This window comes from Hymenobacter antarcticus (assembly GCF_039539545.1).
Lineage (GTDB): Bacteria > Bacteroidota > Bacteroidia > Cytophagales > Hymenobacteraceae > Hymenobacter > Hymenobacter antarcticus.
Window position 1 is genome coordinate 1 of sequence record NZ_BAABDI010000049.1, and the last position, 20,826, is coordinate 20,826.

At 58.5% G+C, this 20,826-nt stretch carries 19 protein-coding genes and 1 pseudogene; 14 read left to right on the plus strand and 6 right to left on the minus strand.

Translation table 11 applies throughout. The features are described from left to right. Both ABD819_RS20705 and ABD819_RS20710 read right to left on the minus strand, forming a co-directional pair. A pseudogene (locus ABD819_RS20705) lies at positions 1 to 1,852 on the minus strand (hypothetical protein); the annotation flags it as partial. Between the two features lie 576 nt (positions 1,853 to 2,428). After that, the gene (locus ABD819_RS20710; protein ID WP_345127478.1) at positions 2,429 to 3,205 is read right to left on the minus strand and encodes an alpha/beta fold hydrolase; all 777 of its coding nucleotides are present in this window, start codon (positions 3,203 to 3,205) and stop codon (positions 2,429 to 2,431) included. Positions 3,206 to 3,445: 240 nt separating this feature from the next. Between ABD819_RS20710 and ABD819_RS20715 the strand changes: the two genes are divergently transcribed. Both ABD819_RS20715 and arfB read left to right on the plus strand, forming a co-directional pair. Further along, positions 3,446 to 4,393, plus strand: coding sequence for a 3-oxoacyl-ACP synthase III family protein (locus ABD819_RS20715; RefSeq protein ID WP_345127480.1), 948 nt, complete (start codon positions 3,446 to 3,448; stop codon positions 4,391 to 4,393). 139 nt (positions 4,394 to 4,532) lie between these two features. Beyond that, positions 4,533 to 4,937 carry an alternative ribosome rescue aminoacyl-tRNA hydrolase ArfB gene (gene arfB / locus ABD819_RS20720; RefSeq protein ID WP_345127482.1) on the plus strand — a complete coding sequence of 135 codons (405 nt, stop codon included), beginning with the start codon at positions 4,533 to 4,535 and terminating at the stop codon, positions 4,935 to 4,937. A 176-nt stretch (positions 4,938 to 5,113) separates the two neighbouring features. Here arfB and ABD819_RS20725 read toward each other — a convergent pair whose 3' ends face one another. After that, positions 5,114 to 5,737, minus strand: coding sequence for a hypothetical protein (locus ABD819_RS20725; RefSeq protein WP_345127483.1), 624 nt, complete (start codon positions 5,735 to 5,737; stop codon positions 5,114 to 5,116). A gap of 1 nt (position 5,738) precedes the next feature. Further along, complete coding sequence (mgtE, locus tag ABD819_RS20730) at positions 5,739 to 7,118, minus strand: magnesium transporter (protein WP_345127485.1); 1,380 nt, start codon at positions 7,116 to 7,118, stop codon at positions 5,739 to 5,741. Between the two features lie 293 nt (positions 7,119 to 7,411). Here mgtE and ABD819_RS20735 point away from each other — a divergent pair, with 293 nt between their 5' ends. Together ABD819_RS20735 and ABD819_RS20740 are read left to right on the plus strand one after the other, a co-directional pair. Further along, entirely contained in the window at positions 7,412 to 8,236 is an 825-nt protein-coding gene (locus ABD819_RS20735; protein WP_345127486.1) for a cyanophycinase, read from the plus strand. Between the two features lie 157 nt (positions 8,237 to 8,393). Continuing rightward, positions 8,394 to 9,446 (plus strand): toxin-antitoxin system YwqK family antitoxin, encoded by a 1,053-nt coding sequence (locus ABD819_RS20740; RefSeq protein WP_345127488.1) that lies wholly within the window; start codon positions 8,394 to 8,396, stop codon positions 9,444 to 9,446. Between the two features lie 102 nt (positions 9,447 to 9,548). Here ABD819_RS20740 and ABD819_RS20745 read toward each other — a convergent pair whose 3' ends face one another. Next, positions 9,549 to 9,908, minus strand: a complete 360-nt coding sequence (locus ABD819_RS20745) for a YraN family protein (RefSeq protein WP_345127490.1) — start codon at positions 9,906 to 9,908, stop codon at positions 9,549 to 9,551. A 153-nt stretch (positions 9,909 to 10,061) separates the two neighbouring features. On the opposite strand from ABD819_RS20745, the gene lipB reads away from it, so the two are divergent. From lipB to porN, 10 genes are all read left to right on the plus strand, one after another. Beyond that, positions 10,062 to 10,859, plus strand: coding sequence for a lipoyl(octanoyl) transferase LipB (gene lipB, locus ABD819_RS20750; RefSeq protein WP_345127492.1), 798 nt, complete (start codon positions 10,062 to 10,064; stop codon positions 10,857 to 10,859). Between the two features lie 71 nt (positions 10,860 to 10,930). Next, a complete protein-coding gene (locus ABD819_RS20755; protein WP_345127494.1) occupies positions 10,931 to 11,347 on the plus strand; it encodes a hypothetical protein in 417 nt (138 codons plus the stop codon). 53 nt (positions 11,348 to 11,400) lie between these two features. After that, on the plus strand, positions 11,401 to 12,501 hold the full coding sequence (locus ABD819_RS20760; RefSeq protein ID WP_345127496.1) for an MraY family glycosyltransferase: 1,101 nt from the start codon (positions 11,401 to 11,403) through the stop codon (positions 12,499 to 12,501). A 23-nt stretch (positions 12,502 to 12,524) separates the two neighbouring features. Continuing rightward, positions 12,525 to 13,697, plus strand: coding sequence for a DUF4271 domain-containing protein (locus ABD819_RS20765; RefSeq protein ID WP_345127498.1), 1,173 nt, complete (start codon positions 12,525 to 12,527; stop codon positions 13,695 to 13,697). 75 nt (positions 13,698 to 13,772) lie between these two features. Continuing rightward, positions 13,773 to 14,603: a uroporphyrinogen-III synthase gene (locus ABD819_RS20770; protein WP_345127499.1), complete on the plus strand. Its 831-nt coding sequence runs from the start codon at positions 13,773 to 13,775 to the stop codon at positions 14,601 to 14,603. A 169-nt stretch (positions 14,604 to 14,772) separates the two neighbouring features. After that, on the plus strand, positions 14,773 to 15,768 hold the full coding sequence (locus tag ABD819_RS20775; protein ID WP_345127501.1) for a PorP/SprF family type IX secretion system membrane protein: 996 nt from the start codon (positions 14,773 to 14,775) through the stop codon (positions 15,766 to 15,768). A gap of 248 nt (positions 15,769 to 16,016) precedes the next feature. After that, positions 16,017 to 17,036 carry a T9SS ring complex lipoprotein PorK/GldK gene (porK, locus tag ABD819_RS20780; RefSeq protein WP_345127503.1) on the plus strand — a complete coding sequence of 340 codons (1,020 nt, stop codon included), beginning with the start codon at positions 16,017 to 16,019 and terminating at the stop codon, positions 17,034 to 17,036. Between the two features lie 89 nt (positions 17,037 to 17,125). Further along, a complete protein-coding gene (gene porL / locus ABD819_RS20785) occupies positions 17,126 to 17,932 on the plus strand; it encodes a type IX secretion system motor protein PorL/GldL (RefSeq protein WP_345127505.1) in 807 nt (268 codons plus the stop codon). A 53-nt stretch (positions 17,933 to 17,985) separates the two neighbouring features. Further along, on the plus strand, positions 17,986 to 19,566 hold the full coding sequence (gene porM, locus ABD819_RS20790) for a type IX secretion system motor protein PorM/GldM (protein WP_345127508.1): 1,581 nt from the start codon (positions 17,986 to 17,988) through the stop codon (positions 19,564 to 19,566). A 58-nt stretch (positions 19,567 to 19,624) separates the two neighbouring features. Then, positions 19,625 to 20,593 carry a type IX secretion system ring subunit PorN/GldN gene (porN, locus tag ABD819_RS20795; protein WP_345127509.1) on the plus strand — a complete coding sequence of 323 codons (969 nt, stop codon included), beginning with the start codon at positions 19,625 to 19,627 and terminating at the stop codon, positions 20,591 to 20,593. A gap of 18 nt (positions 20,594 to 20,611) precedes the next feature. Here porN and ABD819_RS20800 read toward each other — a convergent pair. Next, on the minus strand, positions 20,612 to 20,826 hold a 215-nt coding region (locus tag ABD819_RS20800; RefSeq protein WP_345127511.1), incomplete at its 5' end, for a hypothetical protein.

Sequence of the window (20,826 nt, forward strand, 5' to 3'; positions counted from 1 at the left end):
CCACGCCGTTAGAGCCAGCCGCGCCGACTGCGCCGGTCAGGCCGATGGGGCCTTGTGCGCCGACTGCACCGGTTGCGCCGACTGCGCCGTCCACGCCGTTAGAGCCAGCCGCGCCGACTGCGCCGGTTGCGCCGATGGGGCCTTGTGCGCCGACTGCACCGATTGCACCGACTGCGCCGGTCAGGCCGATGGGGCCTTGTGCGCCGACTGCGCCGTCCACGCCGTTAGAGCCAGCCGCGCCGACTGCGCCGCTCAGGCCGATGGGGCCTTGTGCACCGACTGCACCGGTTGCGCCGACTGCGCCGTCCACGCCGTTAGAGCCAGCCGCGCCGACTGCGCCGGTCAGGCCGATGGGGCCTTGTGCGCCGACTGCGCCGACTGCGCCGTCCACGCCGTTAGAGCCAGCCGCGCCGACTGCGCCGGTCAGGCCGATGGGGCCTTGTGCGCCGACTGCACCGGTTGCGCCGACTGCGCCGTCCACGCCGTCAACACCGTTGGTGCCGTTGGTGCCGTTGGTGCCGTTGGTGCCGTCGGTGCCGTCAGCGCCAGCTGCGCCGGTGTCGCCTTTCGCGCCAGTTGTGCCAGCCAAGCCATTCGTGCCGTTGGTGCCAGCCGCGCCGGTAGCGCCGATAGTACCCTGGGGGCCTTGGAGACCAATGGGCCCTTGAGAGCCAATGGCACCGGCTACACCTTGAGCTCCTCTTGGGCCGGAAGGACCGGTAGCACCTTGGGGACCGGTAGCCCCTGTGGCGCCTTGGGCACCAGTATCACCCCTAGGTCCTTGAATACCAGCCGGACCGGCAGCGCCGGTTGCCCCGGTAGCACCTACGTCACCTTTGATGCCGGTGACACCTTGGGAGCCAGTAGCGCCAGTGGCACCAGTTAGGCCAATGTCTCCTTTAGGGCCAGTTGGGCCAGTCAGGCCAGTGGTGCCTTGCGCACCCGTTGCACCAATGGAGCCTTGTGGGCCAGTCAAACCAGTGGTGCCTTGCGAGCCTTGCGCACCGGTTAAGCCAATGGGGCCTTGGGCACCCGTGGCGCCAGTGGTACCTTGGGGACCGGTAGCTCCCGTGGCCCCGGCAGCACCAGTCAGGCCCCGGACACCTTGGGGAATCGTAAATCTCAGAACGGGTGCGGTGGCGGTACCGGAGTTGGTTACCGTTGCACTCGTGCCAGCTGCTCCCGTCGTGGTCGGGCCCACACTCACGGCAGTCATCGGTATGGTAACGGCAGCGGTGCCGTTGCCTAGGCTGAGCTGCTGACCGCTTAGGGTTAATGCATTCAGGGGCACCGAAGTCAGCCGGCCGGTACCATCGACTGTTACCTGACGAGTAGTATTTGCTACACCCAGCGATGGGATGATGGCGCCACCCCCAATGGTCAGGTTGCCGCCCAGGGCACCCGTACCGTCAATATTGAAGCTGGCCGGCGACTGCAGCGTTGTGCCGTTATTGATGTAGAGCAAGGCCGCCGCCGCCGCCGCATTGCTGCTAATGGGTTGTATCGTCCCAGATGGACTAACACTGTTTTTAGTTGACTGCCAAGTGTCTATCCCTACTGGTGCTCCGGTGGCAACTACTCGCACCCAGTTGGTTGCACTGGTGCCTTTTGCACCTGTAGCGCCGCCGGCGTTGTAGTACAGTCCGGGGCCACCTGGCAAGTCATTGCTGGTGTTGAAGACCATAAGGCCGGTGGCCGGGTTCTCCACCGTGCTGTTGTCGGTAGCCGACTTGAGCGCTACTCGCGGAATAAGCAGACCCTTATTGCTGCTCGATATATCGAGCGCGGCTGATGGGTCTGGCGTGCGTGTACCAATCCCGGTTTGGGCAAAGCTCAGCATTGGTACGGACACAAGTGCCCCAGCTGACGCCATGCTCAACAAAAATCTCAGTGGTAATTGAGTTTTCATGTGGTTTGGGAATTTTGTTTAAGAAAGAAAAAATATGAATTGCGCTGAGTGGAAGCACAATATTATTGCTTTCTTCACAAGATTTCCAATGCCCTTATTAATCTAGAAAAACATTTAGATAATCAAATGTTCATTAAATGCTATTGCTTTTATTGAGTTAAAGTCCCAAGTATTAAAGCACGGCTTGCTAACACAAATGGGAATTCGCAGGAAATTTCAAAATACTAACCCTTGCTAATAGTCAAATATAAAATTTGAAAAGTACAAATTAAGTATTTTTACTTTTTTCCAATAAAAATTTAAATAAAAATAATATTTTTTTAATCAATATAATAGTATTATCATGCATGTTTTCTTAAAAGAATGGCCAGTCCTTGGCGCAAAACGCTGATAAATAACGCTGTCCACTGACCTGAAATAATAGTATATGCCTGTGCTAGAAGGTTTTGTGTCCAATAAAGTCTCTCTCTGGCAACTATGTAAGGGCCAAGAGCAACTACCGTAGCTACACAATCAATCCTACTGTTTAGCAAACGCCTTCACCAGCCCAAACACCTCCTCCGGCTTTTCGGCGTGGACCCAGTGGCCGGCATCCACCACGGTGGCTACTTCGGAGTTGGGAAACAGGGCCGGAATGCCGTGCAGCTTGTCGTCGGTGGTAATGTAGTTCGACTTGCCACCCCGAATAAACAGAGCCGGCTTGCCAAACGGCTCACCGATGGTGGCCTCGCCCACGGCGGGCAGCTGGGCCGCCAGCACCGCCAGGTTGATGCGCCAGGCGTAGGTGTTGTCCTCTTTCCGGTACAGGTTCTTCAGCAGAAACTGGCGGGTGCCCAGGTTGGGCACGTACTTCGCCAGCGCGGCATCGGCTTCCTGCCGGTTGGTGCAGGTAGTGAAATCGACAGACTGCAAACCGGCCAGAATATCGTCCTGGTGCTCCATGTCGGAGAAGCGCGGGGCAATATCCACTACGATGAGCCGGGCCAGGCGCTCGGGGTGGTCGAGGGCGAGGCGCATGGCCACTTTGCCGCCCATGCTGTGGCCCATCAGCGTTGTATCGGGGCCGAGCTGAAGGTGGTCGAACAGGGCCAGTACGTCCTGCGCCATCAGGGCGTAGGTGTGCTCGGGGTGGTGGAAGGAGCGGCCGTGGTTGCGCAAATCCACGCTGATGACGCGCAGGCCGGCTTCGGTAGCCCAGCGCCGGGCCAGCGTCTGCCAGTTGTCGAGGGTGCCAAACAGGCCGTGCAGGATGACCAGGGGCCGGCCCTGGCCTTGGTCGAGGTGGTGGAGTAGCATGGGGCAAAAGTAGGGCGTAGGCCGGGGTTGGGGCCGGGCCGCGGCCGCGCCGCATTACCAGAGAGTGGCAACCGGATGGCCGGTGGTACCGCCATATTATTCTGGCAACTAGCAATGGAGAACTGGCCTTAGCGTATAAGATTCGGGCATATTGGGGACTTGGGCCGACCGCCGTCGGCTGGTTGCCGTACCTTTGCACGGCCGCAAGGCAAGCTAGAATTTCCCACCCAACACCACCCTGTGTACCTTCACCATGTGGCTGCCTACCTCCCGGAGGTAGTCGTGACCAACGCTCACTTTACCCGCCTCAATGGCCTGGCCGATGAGTGGATAATTGAGCGAACCGGCATCCGGGAGCGCCGCAAAGCGGCCCCCGGCGAGAATGCCAATACTATGGCCATTGCCGCCACCCGCGCCGCGCTGGCCGCCGCGCCCGCCTTTGCTCAGGCCAGCGTCGACCTTATCGTGGCCGGCACCTACACGCCCCACGATACTATTTTCACGGTCGCGCACGCCGTGCAGCGCGACCTGGATATCAACGAGATTCCGACGGTTAGTATTTCGTCGGCCTGCTCGTCGCTGCTCAATGCGGTAGAAATCGTGGAAGGCTACTTTGCCATGGGCAAGGCCACCCGCGCCGTGGTGGTGGTGAGCGAGCACAACACCGCCTACAACAACGAGGAAGACACCATGGCCGGCCACCTCTGGGGCGATGGGGCTGCCGCGCTGCTCATCAGCAAGGAGCGCATCAGCCCCGACGACCTGCGCATTGCCGAGGTAATTACCGGCGGCGCGGCTCCCGTAGGCAAGGCCGATGAAGCCGTGACCCTCAAGCCGGTGGAAAAGGGGATTGTGATGCCCTTTGGCCGCGACGTATTTCAGCAGGCGTGCATTTATATGGCCCGCGTGACGCAAACGCTGCTTGACCGGCACCACTTGGCCGCCAATGAGCTGACTTACCTCATTCCGCACCAAGCCAACCTGCGCATCTCGAAAAACGTGGTGAAGCAGCTGGGCATCGACCCTGAGCGGGCCGTGAGCAACATCGAGCGCCTCGGCAACACGGGCTGCGCCGGGGCCGCCATCGGCCTTTCCGAAGTATGGAGCACGCTGAAGCACGGTGACAAAGTCATCATCACCGTGTTTGGGGGCGGCTACTCCTACGGGGCGATGCTGCTGAAAAAGTAAGGTGTAACGAAGGCACGTCATGCCGAGCGCAGCCGAGGCATCTCGCCTGGGGTAGTAACTCAATCGAATGGATTACTATGGCCCGCGAGAGGCCTCGGCTGCGCTCGGCATGACGTTCTTTGCAGAATAACTCAACCTCATGCTGCCTCCCGCCGCCGCTTTTCTGCCCGAAATCACCTTCCAGACCAGCCGCTCCAGTGGGCCGGGCGGGCAGAATGTGAACAAGGTGGAGTCGCGGGTAGAGCTGCGCTGGCACCTGCTGGATTCGCAGGTGCTGAGCGAGGCCCAGAAGCAGTTGATACTGGAGAAGCTCGCGGGCCAGCTCACCACCGAGGGCCTGCTGCTCATCACCGCCCAGGACGAGCGCAGCCAGCTGCGCAACAAGGAAATTGCCCTGGCCCGCTTCCACGAATTATTGCTGCGCAGCCTGCGCCGGCCCAAGCCCCGCAAGGCCACCAAGCCCAGCAAAAGCGCCGTGCGCAAGCGCCTGGAGGGCAAAAAGATTCACAGCGATAAGAAGGCCAACCGGCGGCGGCTGGAGTAGGAACCCCGGAAGGCCATCAGGTAAAACCATCGCACCATATTGCGGGCTATGTGGATGGTATGCCCGACCCCATCGCACCATATTGCGGGCCTGTTGGGTGGTGTGCCCGACCCCATCGCACTATGTGCCGGGCCTATTGGGTGGTGTGCCTAACCCCATCGCACTATGTGCCGGGCCTATTGGGCAGTGCGCCACAGACGCGCGCCAGCTCGGTGGTGCGTAACAAGGCCTTCGTAGTCGGCGGTGGTGGGGCGCGGGCCGGTCACGTCGGCGGAGATGAAGGTGGAGCCCGCGCCCACAAACGCCCCGTAGCCGATGCCCGTGGCCCGAATGTGCGGCGAGGCGCCAAATGGCGTGGCGCGCCTGGTGCGCAAGGAATAGAAATTGAGCCGCTGCCCGACGTAGATGGCGGCGTTAAAATTGGTGTTGAGCTGCACCGGCACCCCGCCGCGCGGCGGCCGCACCTTCACCGGAATCGTGAACACGTCGATGTCGAGCCGGCGGCGCAACAGCAGCAGCCGCTGGGTGGGCTGCAGGCGGTAGCGGTAGGTGCGGGGTGGCGCGGGGCCGTTATCGGGGGTGAGCAGCAGGGTATCGGCGTGCTGCTGGGCGTAGAGCGGGCCGCGGGGCAGCCGGGCGGCCAGCGAATCGGAAGTGGCGTGGTGCACCACGCGGTAGTAGTCCTCGTCGAGCTGCGTCACGTTGCCCACCACGGCGCAGCTGCCCAGGACCAGCGCCCCACCGGCGGTAAGTCCAAGCCCAAACGGGCGCAAAAACCGCTGCTTGAACCGCGGTCGCATATCAGAGCAGGGTGCCGCTCAGGAATAGGAGGGCGAAAGCGAAGTAAATCACCACCCCGGTCACGTCCACCAGCGTAGCTACGAAGGGGGCCGAGGAAGTGGCCGGGTCGGCGCCAAGCCGCTTGAGCAGCAGCGGCAGCATGGAGCCGCACAACGAGCCCCACAACACAATGCCAACCAGCGAAGACCCCACCGTGAGGCCGATGCCCCAGTAATAAGCGCCGTACTCGCCGGGGAAGATGCGGGACCAGAGCAAGATGCGAAACAAGCCCACCGCGCCCAGAATGAGGCCCAGCATGGCCCCCGTCGCCAGCTCGCGGCGCATCACGCGCCACCAGTCCCCAATTCTTAGCTCGCCCAGGCTCATGGCCCGGATGATGAGTGAGGTGGCCTGCGAGCCGGCATTGCCCCCGGCGCTGATAATGAGGGGAATGAATATCGTCAGTACCACCGCCTTGGCAATCTCATCCTCGAAGGATTTGAGTGCCGTAGCGGTGAACATTTCCCCAATCAGCAGGATAACCAGCCAGCCGGCGCGCTTCTTCAGCATGCCGAGCAGGGGGGTGGCCAGGTAGGGCTCGTCCAGCGCTTCCGAGCCGCCGAGCTTCTGCATGTCCTCGGTGTCTTCCTGCTCGCGAATGCTCAGAATGTCGTCGATGGTCACAATACCGAGCAGGATGCCCTGGTCCGAAACCACGGGCAGGGCGTTGCGGTCGTTGCGCCGAAATACGTCGATGGCTTCTTCCTGGTCCTGGTTGGCGGTGAGCTGCACGAAACGGCGGTCCATGAGGCTGCGCACCTGGGCTGTGGGAGCCGAAAGCAGGAATTCGCGGATGCGGATGTCATCAATCAGCACGCCGTGCATGTCGGTCACGTACAGCATGCTCAGCGTCTCGGACTGCCCGCCGTGCTGGCGAATGTAGTCGAGCACCTGCTGCACGGTCCAGTTCTCGCGGATGGCAATGTAGTCGGGCGTCATCAGGCGGCCCACCGAGTCTTCGGGGTAGCCCAGCAGCTGTAGCGTCACCTTGCGCTCTTCCTCGGATAAGCTCTGCACGAGCTCGGCCACGAAGTTGGCGGGCAGGAATTCGAGCAGGGCTGTGCGGTCATCGGGCGACATCTCGTTGAGGATGTCGGCCATCTTATCCTGGGCCAGGTTGTCGAGAAAGTGCCGCTGCACCTCTAGGTCGAGGTATTCGAACACCTCGGTGGCCAGCTTCAGGGGCAGCAGCCGGAAGATGATGAGCTGTTCCCGTTCTTCTTCCTCCTCAATAAGCGCCACCAGCTCCGCTGGCTGAAAGGTGCGAAGCAGCTGCTTCAGCTTGAAAAATTCGCCCTCCTGAATCAGGGACGTGATGGTTTCCACGGTCTGCGGCTGCATGTAAAGAGGGGCGGAGGTGCTTCGCTAGGCAAGCGGGGTTGAGGGAGAGAATAAGCGCCACAAAAGTAGGGCGAATGGGGCGGTAAACGAGAAACGGACCCGGAGAAAAGAACGGCTATCGGTCATTCTGAGCATTCTGCGTATCAAGCAGCGACGAAGGACCGTACCAGCGCAGCGCAGGTGGCCGCAATTCTTGACGGCGCGAGCATGGCGAAGCCCTTGGTTGCGTTTACGCTAATGCGCAAGCCAGTTCTGCGTGCCGTGCCCCATCTTGCGGCCCCAAACCCGTGTCTATGCCTGATGCTTTTTCTGTTGCCCCGCCCAAAGGCACGCTTGCCGTGCTGGGCGGGGGCGACGACGACCCGCTGCTGGCCCTGCTGGCCAGCCTGCTGCCCGACCGCAACCTGCCCATCGAGGTGCTCACCACGGCTACCCGCCGCCAGCCGGCGCGCACCGCCGCCGCCTACGCCCACGCCTGGCACCAGCTGGGCTGCCCGCACGTGCGCCACCTGCGGGTAGATGAAGACCACCCCGCCGACGACCCCGCCACGCTCACCCGCCTGCGCCGGGCCGCGCTCGTGTTCATGAGCGGCGGCGACCAGGAGCGCCTCACCGACTTTTTGCTCAATACCGAATTCCTCCAGATTCTTAAACACAAATACCAGCACGAGGCCGGCTTCATCATCGCGGGCACCAGTGCCGGCGCGTCGGCCATGGCCGAGTTTATGCTGGTGGATGGCCACGGCTGGCGTAGCCTGCTCGGGGGCCGCATCGAGGTGCAACCCGGGCTGGGCCTGCTGCCCGGCGTGCTGCTCGACCAGCACTTTGCCGAGCGCGGCCGCTACCCGCGCCTCATGCACGCCGTGCTGGCCCAGCCCGGGTTGCTGGGCGTGGGCCTGAGCGAGGAAACCGGCCTGCTTATCCGGCCCGAACAATCCGCCACGGTATTCGGCGACGAAGCCGTGGTGGTAATCGACGCGGCTCACGTCACCCACAACAACCTGCCCGGCCTGCCCGATGGTAAGGTTATCAGCGGCCACGGCCTGCGCCTGCACGTACTCGTAGCCGGCCAGCAGCTGAATGTGGCGACCCGGAAGGTGTTTTCAATGAGTGAATAAGTGAGTGGGTGAATGAGTGAGTAGGTGAATGAGCCCCCCCCCTTTAATTCACTCGCCCATTCACTCATTCACTCATTCGTCCATTCACTCATTGCCAGCCCGGGCACCAAACCCGTCTACATTTGCGTTGATGCCCCGAAAATAATCCGTGCGATTCATGCGTAATTCCCGTTTGTGGCTGCGGCCGCTGCGTTTCCTTTTTGTGACTTTGGGGCTGTTCACGCTGTTGCCGTGGGCCTGCACCCGCAAAACAGTTTCCTTCAACAGCAACCCTGAGCAGCCGGCTACGGCCGTGCTCGGGGCCGATACCCTCACCCGCACCGCCGATACGCTGGGTGGCAAGCCCTCGCTGAGCACCGCCCGCAGAGCAGTGCTTACCAAGGAGCAGGACAAGGCCGCCAAGGATGCCGACAAGGATGCCCAGCGCAAAGCCAAAAAGAAGAAGAAAAACGTCTTTCTGGGCGAGAGAACCAAGAAGGCCTTCACCAAGACCGGCCCCAAGGGTCGCAACCAGACTATTGAGATTTTCTACTTCCTGAAGTACCCGAAAACGCTCAATACCTACGCGCCCGCCCACTACTACTACAATACCAAGAAGCATAGGGTATTGAAGCTGGCGGCCGTGGATGAGGAGGCCGCTGAGCTTAAAATCATGCACGGCCCCTACAAGAAGATGCAGAACAACAAGGTGCTCGAAACCGGGTATTACGCCTTGGGCACCAAGCACCTGCGCTGGGAGCGGTTCGATAAAAACGGGGTGCTGCTGAGCAAAGTCCACTACGAAATGGGTTTCCCGCGCGATGCCAACGTGAGCTACTACGGCGAAGACCGCGGCCTCATCAACGAGGTGGTGCCCTACGTGAACGGCAAGCTGGAAGGCGACTACGCCAAGTTCCTCATCAACGGGCAGCCCGACTGGCGCGGCCAGTTCGATAACGGCAAGCGCATCGGCGTCTGGACCAAGTTCTGGGGCTTCCGGGGCCGCCGCCGCTACGAGTACCAGTACGCCGAATCGGGCTACGACCCGGAAGTGGCCGACCCGGAGCTCATCCGCGAATACAACCGCAACGCCACCCTGATTTACGATAAGGAAAAGAACTTCGATAAGCGCGGCCAGCCCGAAGCCGAAGACCGGCCCGGTCGCCGGGCCACCGTGCCGCCCCGCATCGTGCCCAAAGCCGCCCCCAAAGTGTCGCCCAAACGGCGATGAGTTTTTTAATGTGAGAATGTGATTTGAATGTGAAAATGTGGACAGATAGGACGTTGTGCCCACATTTGCCACATTCCACACATTCAAAACACCTTTTTCACATCAATAAAAAGCGTCTTCAAAATGCTCGATGCGAAAGCCCTGGCTGAGCAGGGTCAGGGCCACGATGTCGAAGCGGATGTCGCCGTGCCAGTCCAGCTCCTCCTGAAGGTGCGTGGCCGCCAGCCGAAACAGCTCCTTCTTGCGGGCCGAAACAAAGGTTTCGGGGGTGCCGAACTGGCCCGAGGCGCGGGTCTTGACTTCGGCAAATACCAGTAGCTCGGTGCCGCGCCGCAGCACGAGGTCTACTTCGGCCCGGCCGTGCCGGTAGCCCCGCGCAATTACCTCAAAGCCTTGGGCCAGGAAATGGTCGGCCGCGGCCGCCTCGCCGGCCTGGCCTAGTTGGTGGGGAGCGTGAGCCATGGGAAAGGGGAGAGCCGTAGGGAATGATGGGTAAGAAAGTGTCCAATGGCAGGCGCAAGCCACCCGCCGGGCGGCGCAAGCTAACCGAAGGACGGCGCAAGCCAATGCTTACCCGCCTTAGTACCTTTGTGCTCGGTTTCACTAATTCTCCCCATGGCCTCTGCCCCAGAAGAACAGTTCTCGTCGCAGCTGCTCGACGCTCCTCAGCACCCTGCCCGCAATCGCACGGTTCAGGTGCAGCGCCTGGGCCTGGTTGAATACGTGCCCACCTGGCAGCGGCAGGAAGAGCTGATGGACGCCACCCTGGCCATCAAAAGCCAGAATCGCCTGGTCGAAACCACCGGCGCGGCCCCCGTGCCCACGCCCAACCACCTGCTGCTCTGCGAGCATCCGCACACTTACACCCTGGGCAAGAGCGGCAAGCCCGAGCACCTGCTGCTCGACGAAGCCGCCCTCTCGGCCCACGAAGCCAGCTTTCACCGCATCAATCGTGGCGGCGATATCACCTACCACGGCCCCGGCCAGCTGGTGGGCTACCCGATTGTCGACCTCGATAACTTCCGCCCTGATATTCACTGGTACCTGCGCACGCTGGAGGAAGCCGTCATCCGCACGCTGGCCGGATACGGCCTGAATGCCGGCCGCATCACCGGCCTCACCGGCGTGTGGCTGGGCTGGGAAGAAGGCGCGCCCAACCCGCGCAAAATCTGCGCTCTCGGCGTGAAGTGCAGTCGTTGGGTCACGCTGCACGGCTTCGCGCTCAATGTCAGTCCCGACCTCTCGTACTTCGGCCACATCGTGCCCTGCGGCATCACCGACAAGGCCGTGACTTCCCTGGCACAAGAGTTGGGAAGCGGCGCGTCCGTATCAGTAGCCGACGTGCAGGAGCGCCTGCTGCCGCATCTGCTGGCCCTACTGGGAGCCACAGCGAGCGAAGAGGCGTCGAGCTAGCTGCTAACCGCCGCCTAACAACCACAAAAAATCTGTTTGAATCCGTTGCAATCCGTTAAACCCGAGGTCCTGTGAAGAAAGATATTTCGTTTGACCCGGTCGAAGGCGTTTCCGTGGCCGTCATCCCCGACGAGCAGGCCCTCACGCCCGAAGGCCAATCCATCTGGCAGGTATACCTGCTGAATCACAACCCGTTTCCCCTGCAAAACGTCATCATCAACGCCAACGGCTACGGCCTGCAGTCCGATGGCGAAAAGGTGCGCACCACCACGCTGCGCTTTCTTTTCGAAGAAGTGCCCCCCCACACCGCCGTTCCCGTCGAGCCCCTCGATTCGACGCTGTTTCACCTCAATAATCAGTACTGGGTGAGCTACTATCGGGGCGACCAGGTTTTCGATAAAAAATTCATCTTCGTGCCCGATTCCATTGTGGCTGATAACTTTACCCATATCGCGCTTCTCGATAAGATAGGCGTTCTGCATAGCTAATCTATTCTTCGTTCTGCCACCCCGCGGCTCTTTCGCGGGCTTCTACTGCTTCTTTGTCTAACGTATTGCTGATGAATCATCTCGATATTTCTTTGGGCCTGTCCTGGATGTGGGCGTTGCTCGTGTCCCTGTTTGCGGTGCCGTCCATCATCTATATCGCCCACCTCAAAAACATGCTCGATACCCCCAACGGGCGTACCGTGCACCAGTCCCTCACGCCGCGCTTGGGCGGGGTGGCGGTGTTTGCGGGCTTCATGTCGGCACTCACCATCTTCGCCCCCCTGCAAAATGGGGCCAAGGAGCTGCTGGCCGGCTGCATCATCCTGTTTTTCGTGGGCCTCAAGGACGACCTGGTGGGCATGTCGGTTTCCAAGAAATTCGTGGGGCAGCTGCTGGCTACCGGTATTGTCATGGTGATGGCTGATGTGCGCATCACCAGCTTTCAGGGTATTCTGGGCGTTGGGGTGCTGCCGATTGGCATTAGCTACGCCTTCACCCTGGGGGTCATTGTGGGCATCACCAACGCCATCAACCTCATCGATGGCCTCGATGGCCTCGCGGGTACCATCGTGCTGATTACCTGCGGCACCTTCGGCTACTATTTCTACGCCTACGGCGGCGCGGCCTACGGCAACTTCGCCTACGTAGCCGTTTGCCTGATTGGGGGCTTGCTGGGCTTCCTGCGCTACAATTTCCACCGCGCCCCCATCTTCATGGGCGACACGGGCTCGCTGGTTTGTGGGTTCATCGTGTCGGTGCTGGCCATTCAGTTCATTGAGATGGGTACCCAGGTGGGCCAGCCGTTCGGTGCGGCCGCGCCATCAGTGGCGGTAGGCATCCTGTTTGTGCCGCTATTCGACACCATCCGGGTGTTCTCGCTGCGCATGCTGGCCGGTCGCTCTCCTTTCTCGCCCGATAAAAACCACATTCACCACCGCATCCTGGCCATGGGCTTCTCGCAAATCAGCACGGTGCTGCTGCTGGGTTTGCTCAACGTGCTGGTAGCGCTGCTCGTTATCCGGTTTGCCTACGTTGGCAACACCGTGCTCATCGTTGCGCTGGTGGCTTTCTCAGCGCTGCTGAGCATCTTTTTCGGGGTGTATCAAAGCCGGATTTCCCGTCGCCAGCTCATGGCATCCGAAAACAGCAACTAGTTTTTATGCTGGCCCAGGGCTCTTTGCGCACATGCTGGCGGTGGCTGTGGAGCCTGCTGCTTCTGCTGGCCGTAGCGGAGCCCCCGGCGCGGGCCAGCGAGTACCGCCAGCTGGCACCCGCCGCCCCCACCGCGCTTTCCGCCGACTGGCTCATCCACGATGCGGTCCGCAATCGCCTCCTTTTCTACCTGCCCGGCTACCATCAGCCCGCGCACGCCTACTATCAGTGGGTGCGCATCAGCCACAGTCAGCCCTTCCCGCTTTCGTTTGCTGCCCAGCCGGGTCTGAGTCTTTTTTTAGATAATCAGCTCATTTTCACTGCTCGCACGGCTACCACTTATTCCCTCAACCTCGCCCAGCTGCTGCCCGCCCGCCTCGCCGACGGCAACCACCTGCTGGCCGTCTGGCAGCCCGATAGCTCGCCCGCCCTGGCTTCTTTTTCGGGCGTCACTCCTGCCAGTACCGTTGCGGGTCGTCCTCAAAGCGAAGTGGGGCAGGCCCAGCCCCGCCTGCCCGGCCCCCAGGGCCAGAACGTGTACCTGGGCTTCCTGCTCGTGCTGGGCCTGTCCTACGGAGCTGTCCGCACCACCTATCAGCCCGGCCTGGCCCGCATCTTTCAGATTGATGAGCTGTTTGGCAGCGGCAGCGACCAGCAGGCCTTCCTCGCCAAGCCGGCCTTCTCGCTCCTCAACCTGCTGCTGGTGCTGCTGTTTGCGCTCTCGTTCGCCCTGCTGCTCACCGCCATCCACACCGACCTTCAGAACCTGCCGCTTCTGCGCCGCTTTTTCGATGTGCCCGAAACCGCCATCGTAGCCCGTGTACTCCTCTACACGGCTATCATTACCATCTTCGTCTTCGGTAAGTACCTCTATGTGGGCATTCTGGCCTATATTTTTGGTCTGCAACCCCTCGTCAACGTCCAGTACCGCGAATTTCTGCGCACCACGCTGCTTTCCGGGCTGTTCCTACCGCTGGTGCTGCTGCTCTACCTCAGCCTCAACGGCAGTTTCCCGCGTGCGGTGGCGTGGGCCGCCAGTGCCGTTGTCGGCATTGTTCTTATCGGTACGGTACTACGGGTGGCCCGTACGCTGCACCACCACGCCTCACTGCTAAATCTGCATTTGTTTGCCTACCTTTGTGCCACTGAAGTACTGCCTTTACTAGTTCTTCTTAAACTTATTGTATTTACGTACTAATTGGCCCCGGCTAATTCGTCTGCGTTAGTTCATTTTCCTCCTCCTATTGTCCTAGCATTACCCTTTCCTTCCTGTATGGCCGAGAGTGCAGATAAGCCGGGCACAGGCCGGCACGCCACGCGCATCAAGAGCATCCTGGTTACCCAGCCCAAGCCCACAAACGACGTTTCTCCTTACTTCGCCATCGCCGAGAAATACGGCATCAAGGTCGATTTCAGGGAGTTCATCGATGTGCAGCCCGTTTCCTACAAGGATTTCCGGCGCGAAAAAATCAATATACTGGAATTCACCGCTGTTATTTTTACCAGCCGGAATGCCGTTGACCATTTTTTTCGCATCTGCCAGGAAGCCAAACTGGAAATGCCGGCCGAAATGAAATACTTCTGTATTTCGGAGCAGACGGCCAACTACCTCCAGAAGTACATCGTGCTGCGCAAGCGCAAGCTGTTCGTGGGTGAGCGTACCGCCGCCGACCTGTTCGATGTAATCAAGAAGCACAAGGGAGAGAAATTTCTCTATCCGTGTTCCGATATCCGGAAGGACGACCTGCCCGTGTTCATGCGGGCCAACAACCTGAAGTTCTCGGAGGCCGTCATTTACCGCACCGTAGCCAGCGACCTGTCCGACCTGGCTGAGGTGAAGTACGACTGCATTGCCTTCTTCAGTCCGTCCGGTATCACCTCCCTGTTTATCAACTTTCCCGACTTTGTGCAGGACGGTACCCGCATCGCCGCATTCGGGCCCACCACGGCCAAAGCCGTCACCGATGCAGGCCTGATTCTCGACATTGAGGCCCCGCATCCCAATGCTCCCTCCATGACGGGTGCCATTGAAGCCTATATCCGTCGGCACATCCAGCCCGAAGCCGGAAAGGCCGCATCCCAAAGTACTAAAAGCGCCACTTAAAGCGTTTTAAGCAAGTGACAACCGGCGCAAATGGTTTTTGCGCCGGTTTTTTTTGCCTGAATTTTTTGGACACTGTTTTTACCTTACATTTGGAAGCTGTTATTTCCCTAGCGTCCACCCCCGTACACCCCCCTCTTCTTTCCACTTCCACTTCCCCCGCGCCGCCCATATGAAAGGAACCTTACTCGCAACCCTGCTACTGACCGTAGCAGCAGGCTCGGCGCTTGCCCAACAGCAGCCCCAGTTCACTCATTATGGTCTCAATGGCATGTCGTTGAACCCCGCCTATGCCGGTATTAAGGGTCAGGGAGAGGTTAATCTGATTGGGCGCTACCAGTACCTGAACTACAGCGGAACGTTTGACGGCGGTGGTTCACCCCGCACCGGCATGATTACGGTTTCGTTACCTGTTTTGGTCCTCGGTGGCGGGGTTGGCCTGGCCGTGTACTACGACCAGGTGGGCCAGTCGAAAATGACCAACGCCGCCCTTTCATACTCGCAGCACGTGAAGCTGGGCTCGGGCAAGCTGGGTTTTGGCATCCAGGGTATCTATACCTACCTCAGCAAAGGCACCTATAATGCCATTGACCGCGATGATATTAACGTGCCAAAAGATGCTTCGGACAGTAAGCTCGATGCCGGGGCCGGCATCTGGTACGAAGCCCCTAAGTTCTACGCCGGTATCAGCATGAATAACCTGCTGCGCTCAGAATACTCATTCAAAAGCGCCGGCACCGCCGGCGTGCCCAGCAAGTACCTCGCCGAGAACCACGCCTACTTCACTGCCGGATATAATATTGACGCCTCTTCTACCGTTGTAGTCACGCCAATGGTTCTGGTGAAAGCCGTGCTGCCGGGCAATTTTTCGAGCAAGAGCAAATTTGATAATACCAAAAATTATTCCTTCGAAGGTGGGCTTCGGGCTACCATCGACGACAAATATTGGGTAGGTGCCAACTATCGCCATGAAGAATCCGTTTCGGGTCTGTTAGGCGCGAGTTTTTTCAAGGATAATGCTGTCCGGCTGGGCTATGCGTTCGATTTTATTGCTTTTAACCAGGCCGCCCGGGCGTTCAGCTCGCAAGAAATTATGCTCTCCTACCGCCTGCCCAAACCGGGTATGGTTACCCGGCCAGCCATCCGCACGCCGCGTTATAGCTTCTAATTTTCCTATTTTGCGGCATACTCGGCAAAGTGGCATTGTCCTATTCAGTTAGGATAAATTTTAGTCGGGCAAACTGTCCGTAAAACGGGTTAATCGAGTTGTTTGCGCTATTCAGCGTGTTTATGCCCAATTCGGTCGCTTACGGATAACGATGGCTATTGCACAACACCCTAAAAAAGTGTAGATTTGTCAGCCCATTCAAATGTACTTTAGCGGTATCGGCAATTAAAACAGAATTTCTAACTCTCATGAACAAGCTTCTAGCAATATCTCTTTTCGCTATCTCCGGGGCATTATTAGGCGGGTGTGGATTTGGCAAAGGTCCCCAGGGCGACTTGGTTGGTGCCGAAGACCGGCCCATGTTTATTCCACAAGAAGTACCGCTTGGCATGGTGCCCTGCCCCGGCGGTACCTTTCACATGGGCCAGACCGACCAGGATATTTCCGCGTCGATGGTGAACATGAACAAGCAGGTGACTATCGCCGGCTTCTACATGGATGAAACCGAAATTACCAACAACGAATACCGCCAGTTTGTCGATGCCATCAAGCAGGATTCGCTGGATGTACTGGGCGAAGAATATGTGATGACTGAGTTGTATCCCGACACCACGGTGTGGGTGCGCGATTTCACCTACCACATGGGAGACCCGCTGTTGGAGTATTACTATACGCACCCCGCCTTCGACGAGTACCCGGTAGTAGGCGTGGATTGGTTCGCCGCCAAGTATTTCTGCAACTGGCGCACCAAGTTCCGCAACGCGGCCCGTGAGGAAACCGGCTATGCCAACGACCCGAGCTTCCGTCTGCCTTCGGAGGCCGAATGGGAGTATGCTGCTCGTGGCGGCCGTAACCTGGCTACCTATCCCTGGGGTGGTCCTTACCTGCGCAACAGCAAGGGCTGCATGCTGGCTAACTTTAAGCCTGGCCGCGGTGACTATGCTTCCGACGGTTTTGCTTATACCGCCGAAGTAGGCTCGTTCTTCCCCAACGACTTCGGCCTGTACGATATGGCCGGCAACGTCTCGGAGTGGTGCGATGATGCCTACATGGAAGCTTCCGTGCCGGTGGTATGGGACCTGAACCCTACTAACCCCGACGATAACGAACCCCGCAAAGTAGTGCGTGGCGGCTCATGGAAAGACATTGCGTATTTCCTCGAAACCGGCACCCGCAACTTCGAATACCAGGATTCGGCCCGTTCCTACATCGGCTTCCGCTGCTCGATGATTCAAATCGGCATGGGTAGCAATAGCTCACTCAACTAACAATAAACGGCTAAAATAAACGGCTCACGCCCCCCAATTCACCACCCTCTCCAAATACCTTCTCCAACCCCTTTCAATCGTAAAATCTCATGGCAGCCCAAAAAAGTTTTCTCTACGATACGCTGATGCCCAAAATCTATGGTATCGGTGCAGCCGTTGTAATCGTAGGCGCTCTGTTCAAAATTGAGCACTGGAAAGGTGCTGACACGATGCTCATCGTAGGTCTGGGCACGGAGGCCGTTATCTTTTTCCTGAGCGCATTCCAGCCGCAGCCGCATGACCCGGATTGGGCGTTGGTATACCCCGAGTTGAATGATGGTTACGACCCTTCGACGGGTGGCAAGCAATTGGCTGATAACAATGCCAAGGGCCTGACGATGAAGCTCGACGATATGCTGAAAAATGCTAACGTAACGCCCGAGGCGCTTACCACTCTGGGCCAGGGCCTGAATCGTCTCAGCACCACGACTTCACAGATGTCCCAGTTGGGCGAAGCTGCCAACGTAACCGACGAGTACACCAAGAAAGTACGCTCGGCGGCTGATTCGCTCGACAAAATCAACATTGCTTACGGCAACACGGTGGAGGCTATCTCGGCCATGTCGAACGCTACCTCGGATGCCAAAGAGTACCACATGCAGGTACAGAACGTGACCAAGAACCTGGGCGCTCTGAACGCGGTGTACGAAATGGAACTGCAGGATGCCAACACGCACCTGAAGTCCATGAACCAGTTCTACGGTACCCTCAGCCACGCGATGGAGAACATGACCCAGGCGGGCAAAGACACCGAGCAGTTCCAGAAGCAAGTGGCCGACCTGACCGGCAACCTGACCTCGCTCAACCGGGTGTACGGCAACATGCTGAACGCCATGCGGGCTCCCGCCCAAGCCTAGTTATTAGGCAGCGAATCAGTTAGTTCTTTATCCAATATTAGCGGAAACAGATAATGGCAGGCGGAAAAGAAACCCCGCGGCAGAAGATGATTGGCATGATGTACCTCGTGCTAACCGCTCTTCTGGCGCTCCAAGTGAACTCAGCGATTCTGCTGAAGTTTAAGTTTATCGACGACAGCCTTCTGGGCGTGAACGGTAAGACTTCGGTAGCAGCTGATAATACGATAAAAAGTATTGAGGCCGCCGTGGTGAAAAATCAGAACCAGGCTCGCGATAAGGCTGTGTTGCAGGAAAGCGAAGAAATTCGCAGCAAGACCAAGGAAATGACTACGTATCTGCGCGGCTTGCGCGAGAAACTGCTGAAAGCCACGGAGAACACGGGTCCGGAAATGACCAACCTGAGTGGCGAAGACAAGGTGGCTATCACGATGTTGGGCGGTAAAAACGACGGTTTGGCTTATAAAGAGTTGAAGCCGAAGTTGAATGAGTATTCCGCGTTCATCAGAAAATACGTGCCTGATGCTGCTGCTCTGGCATTGGATGGTAAAGAAGATACCCGCGTAACTGAGGCGTCGCAGAAGACGAAAAACTTCGCCGAGCTCAACTTCGAGAATACACCCGTAGTGGCAGCTTTGGCTACCATCTCGCAGAAGGAAACCGAAGTGCTGGAATACGAAGCGGAAGCCCTGAAGAAGCAGGCCGAGAAGGTTGGCGCTAAAACTATCGTATTCGACAAAATTGGTGCTTTCGCCAGCGCTGAATCGAACACGGTGGCTGCTGGCACCAAGTACAAAGCCGAACTGTTCCTGACGGCTTCGGCCTCCAGCATCAGCCCACGGATGACGCTGAACGGCTCCCCGCTGTCGGTTGGTCCGGATGGCAAAGGCAAGGTAGAGTTTACGGCACGCCCGGGAGGATTTGATGCCTCGGGCAATGCGAAGGCTTCCTGGACCGGCACCATTCGCTTCCAGCAGAATGGTCGCGATACTACCTTCCAAGTGAAGGTGCCTTACACCATCACTAAGCCGGTGATGCAGATTCAGTCGGCTTCGGTGCAGGCGCTGTACTTCAAGTGCGGCAACAAGCTGAACGTATCGGTGCCGGCCCTGGGTGCGCAGTACAAGCCAGGCTTCTCGGCTTCGGGTGCTTCGGTGGTACCGGGTGCCAAGCTGGGTGACGTAACGCTGATTCCGAACTCCAAAGAAGTAACCCTGAACGTGAGCAGCGGTGGCAACGCCATCGGTTCGCAGACCTTCCAGGTTCGTCCTATTCCTAAGCCTACTATTGAATGTTTCGTGGGTGGCCGTCCGGTGAACGAGAAGCAGGGTACTCCCGGTACGGCTGTTCGCTCGATGAACCTGCGGGCTATTCCGGATGCTGGCTTTGCCACTTTCCTGCCGGATGATGCCCGTTACCGCGTGTCGCGCTACGAAGTGACGCTGGTGCGTGGCCGTCGTCCCGCTCTCCAAACTAAAACCATCAGCGGCCCTACGGCTGACCTGAGCGACGTAGTTAACGCTTACCGTGAAGGTGACCGTATCTACGTTGAGGTGAAGGAAGTACAGCGTCAGAACTTCCAGGGCAACGTGGAGACGGTGAACATCTCCAAGCAGTTTAACATCCCCCTGCTATAATATTTGTGGCCTGACCACGTTAGCGAACTATCTTAAAGCCAAATTGCTTTCGCCCGTTATGAAATCTATGCACACGTTGGCCGCTATCGCGGCAGGTTTGACTTTGTCGGTGTCGGCTTCGGCTCAGGAGCAGGCTACTACGGCCAGCAGCACCGGCTCGCACCGGCCCATTCCGCCGTCCGACCAGATGTTTCGCAAGAGCATCTGGCGGCAGGTAGACCTGCGCGAGAAGCAGAACAAGCCCATGTTTTCGGAAGGCAAAGAAATCAGCCGGATTATCATGGAAGCGGTGAAGCGTGGCGAGCTGCAGGCGTACAAGAATGATTCGCTGACCTCGACTTTTAACCCCCAGGAAGTATCCGGCAACATGTCGTATGCTGATGAGGCACTCAAGCTTAGCGACGAGGAAAAGGCCGCTGGTTTCAGCGAGAAGGACCTTGGCGGTGGCGGTGACGATTGGGGTGCTCCGGCTCCCAAGAAGACCGCTGCGGCGAAGAAAGTGCCGAAGCTGGATGCTAAGGGCAAGCCGATGAAGGACAAAAAGGGCAAGGTTATCATGGTGGCAGCCCCAGCGGCCGTAGCTGTGGCCGCCGCGCCAGTTGGTAACCAATATCGGTACAAGGACCTGTATGAGATGGAGATTAAGGAGGATATGATTTTCGACAAGAAACGGTCAAGAATGTATCACGACATCAAATCCATCACCCTACTGGTGCCTTCGACGCTGGCGATGAACACGTCGGGTATTGAGAAGCCAATTGGCACTTTTAAATACAGCGATTTGGTGAAGGTGTTCCGCGCTAATCCGCAGAACGCCATCTGGTTTAACGCCGAGAACGATGCGCAGCACAAGAACCTGGCTGATGCGTTCGAGCTGTGGTTGTTTAACTCCTACATCACTAAAGTATCGAATGCGGGCGACAGCCGGCTGGACGACATTTATGGTGGTGCTCAGCAAGGCATCCTGGCTGCTCAGCAGACCTCGGCTGATTTGATTGAGTACGAGTACAACCTGTGGTCCTTCTAAATCACGGATTTCACGGATTTAAGCGGATTTCACGGATTTTGTAGTCGATTCCGGTTGAGATAAAGAAAAGGCCTTTGCAGTGATGCGAAGGCCTTTTCTGGTTATTATGTCGGGTCCGGAAATAGGTTGACAGCTTTCCCAAAAGATGTCATGAAAACTGAGTTTGAGCCGCGTGTGCGGCGTAGTCAGCGCGACTACAGTTTGCCCTTTAAATTGGCCGTGGTGGGTGAAGT

Excerpts from the sequence above, each read along its gene's own strand:
- ABD819_RS20710 (WP_345127478.1), bottom strand. The coding sequence starts at position 3,205 with ATGCTACTCCACCACCTCGACCAAGGCCAGGGCCGGCCCCTGGTCATC.
- arfB (WP_345127482.1), top strand. The coding sequence starts at position 4,533 with ATGCTGCCTCCCGCCGCCGCTTTTCTGCCCGAAATCACCTTCCAGACC.
- ABD819_RS20725 (WP_345127483.1), bottom strand. The coding sequence starts at position 5,737 with ATGCGACCGCGGTTCAAGCAGCGGTTTTTGCGCCCGTTTGGGCTTGGA.
- mgtE (WP_345127485.1), bottom strand. The coding sequence starts at position 7,118 with ATGCAGCCGCAGACCGTGGAAACCATCACGTCCCTGATTCAGGAGGGC.
- ABD819_RS20735 (WP_345127486.1), top strand. The coding sequence starts at position 7,412 with ATGCCTGATGCTTTTTCTGTTGCCCCGCCCAAAGGCACGCTTGCCGTG.
- ABD819_RS20740 (WP_345127488.1), top strand. The coding sequence starts at position 8,394 with ATGCGTAATTCCCGTTTGTGGCTGCGGCCGCTGCGTTTCCTTTTTGTG.
- ABD819_RS20745 (WP_345127490.1), bottom strand. The coding sequence starts at position 9,908 with ATGGCTCACGCTCCCCACCAACTAGGCCAGGCCGGCGAGGCGGCCGCG.
- lipB (WP_345127492.1), top strand. The coding sequence starts at position 10,062 with ATGGCCTCTGCCCCAGAAGAACAGTTCTCGTCGCAGCTGCTCGACGCT.
- ABD819_RS20770 (WP_345127499.1), top strand. The coding sequence starts at position 13,773 with ATGGCCGAGAGTGCAGATAAGCCGGGCACAGGCCGGCACGCCACGCGC.
- ABD819_RS20775 (WP_345127501.1), top strand. The coding sequence starts at position 14,773 with ATGAAAGGAACCTTACTCGCAACCCTGCTACTGACCGTAGCAGCAGGC.
- porK (WP_345127503.1), top strand. The coding sequence starts at position 16,017 with ATGAACAAGCTTCTAGCAATATCTCTTTTCGCTATCTCCGGGGCATTA.
- porL (WP_345127505.1), top strand. The coding sequence starts at position 17,126 with ATGGCAGCCCAAAAAAGTTTTCTCTACGATACGCTGATGCCCAAAATC.
- porM (WP_345127508.1), top strand. The coding sequence starts at position 17,986 with ATGGCAGGCGGAAAAGAAACCCCGCGGCAGAAGATGATTGGCATGATG.
- porN (WP_345127509.1), top strand. The coding sequence starts at position 19,625 with ATGAAATCTATGCACACGTTGGCCGCTATCGCGGCAGGTTTGACTTTG.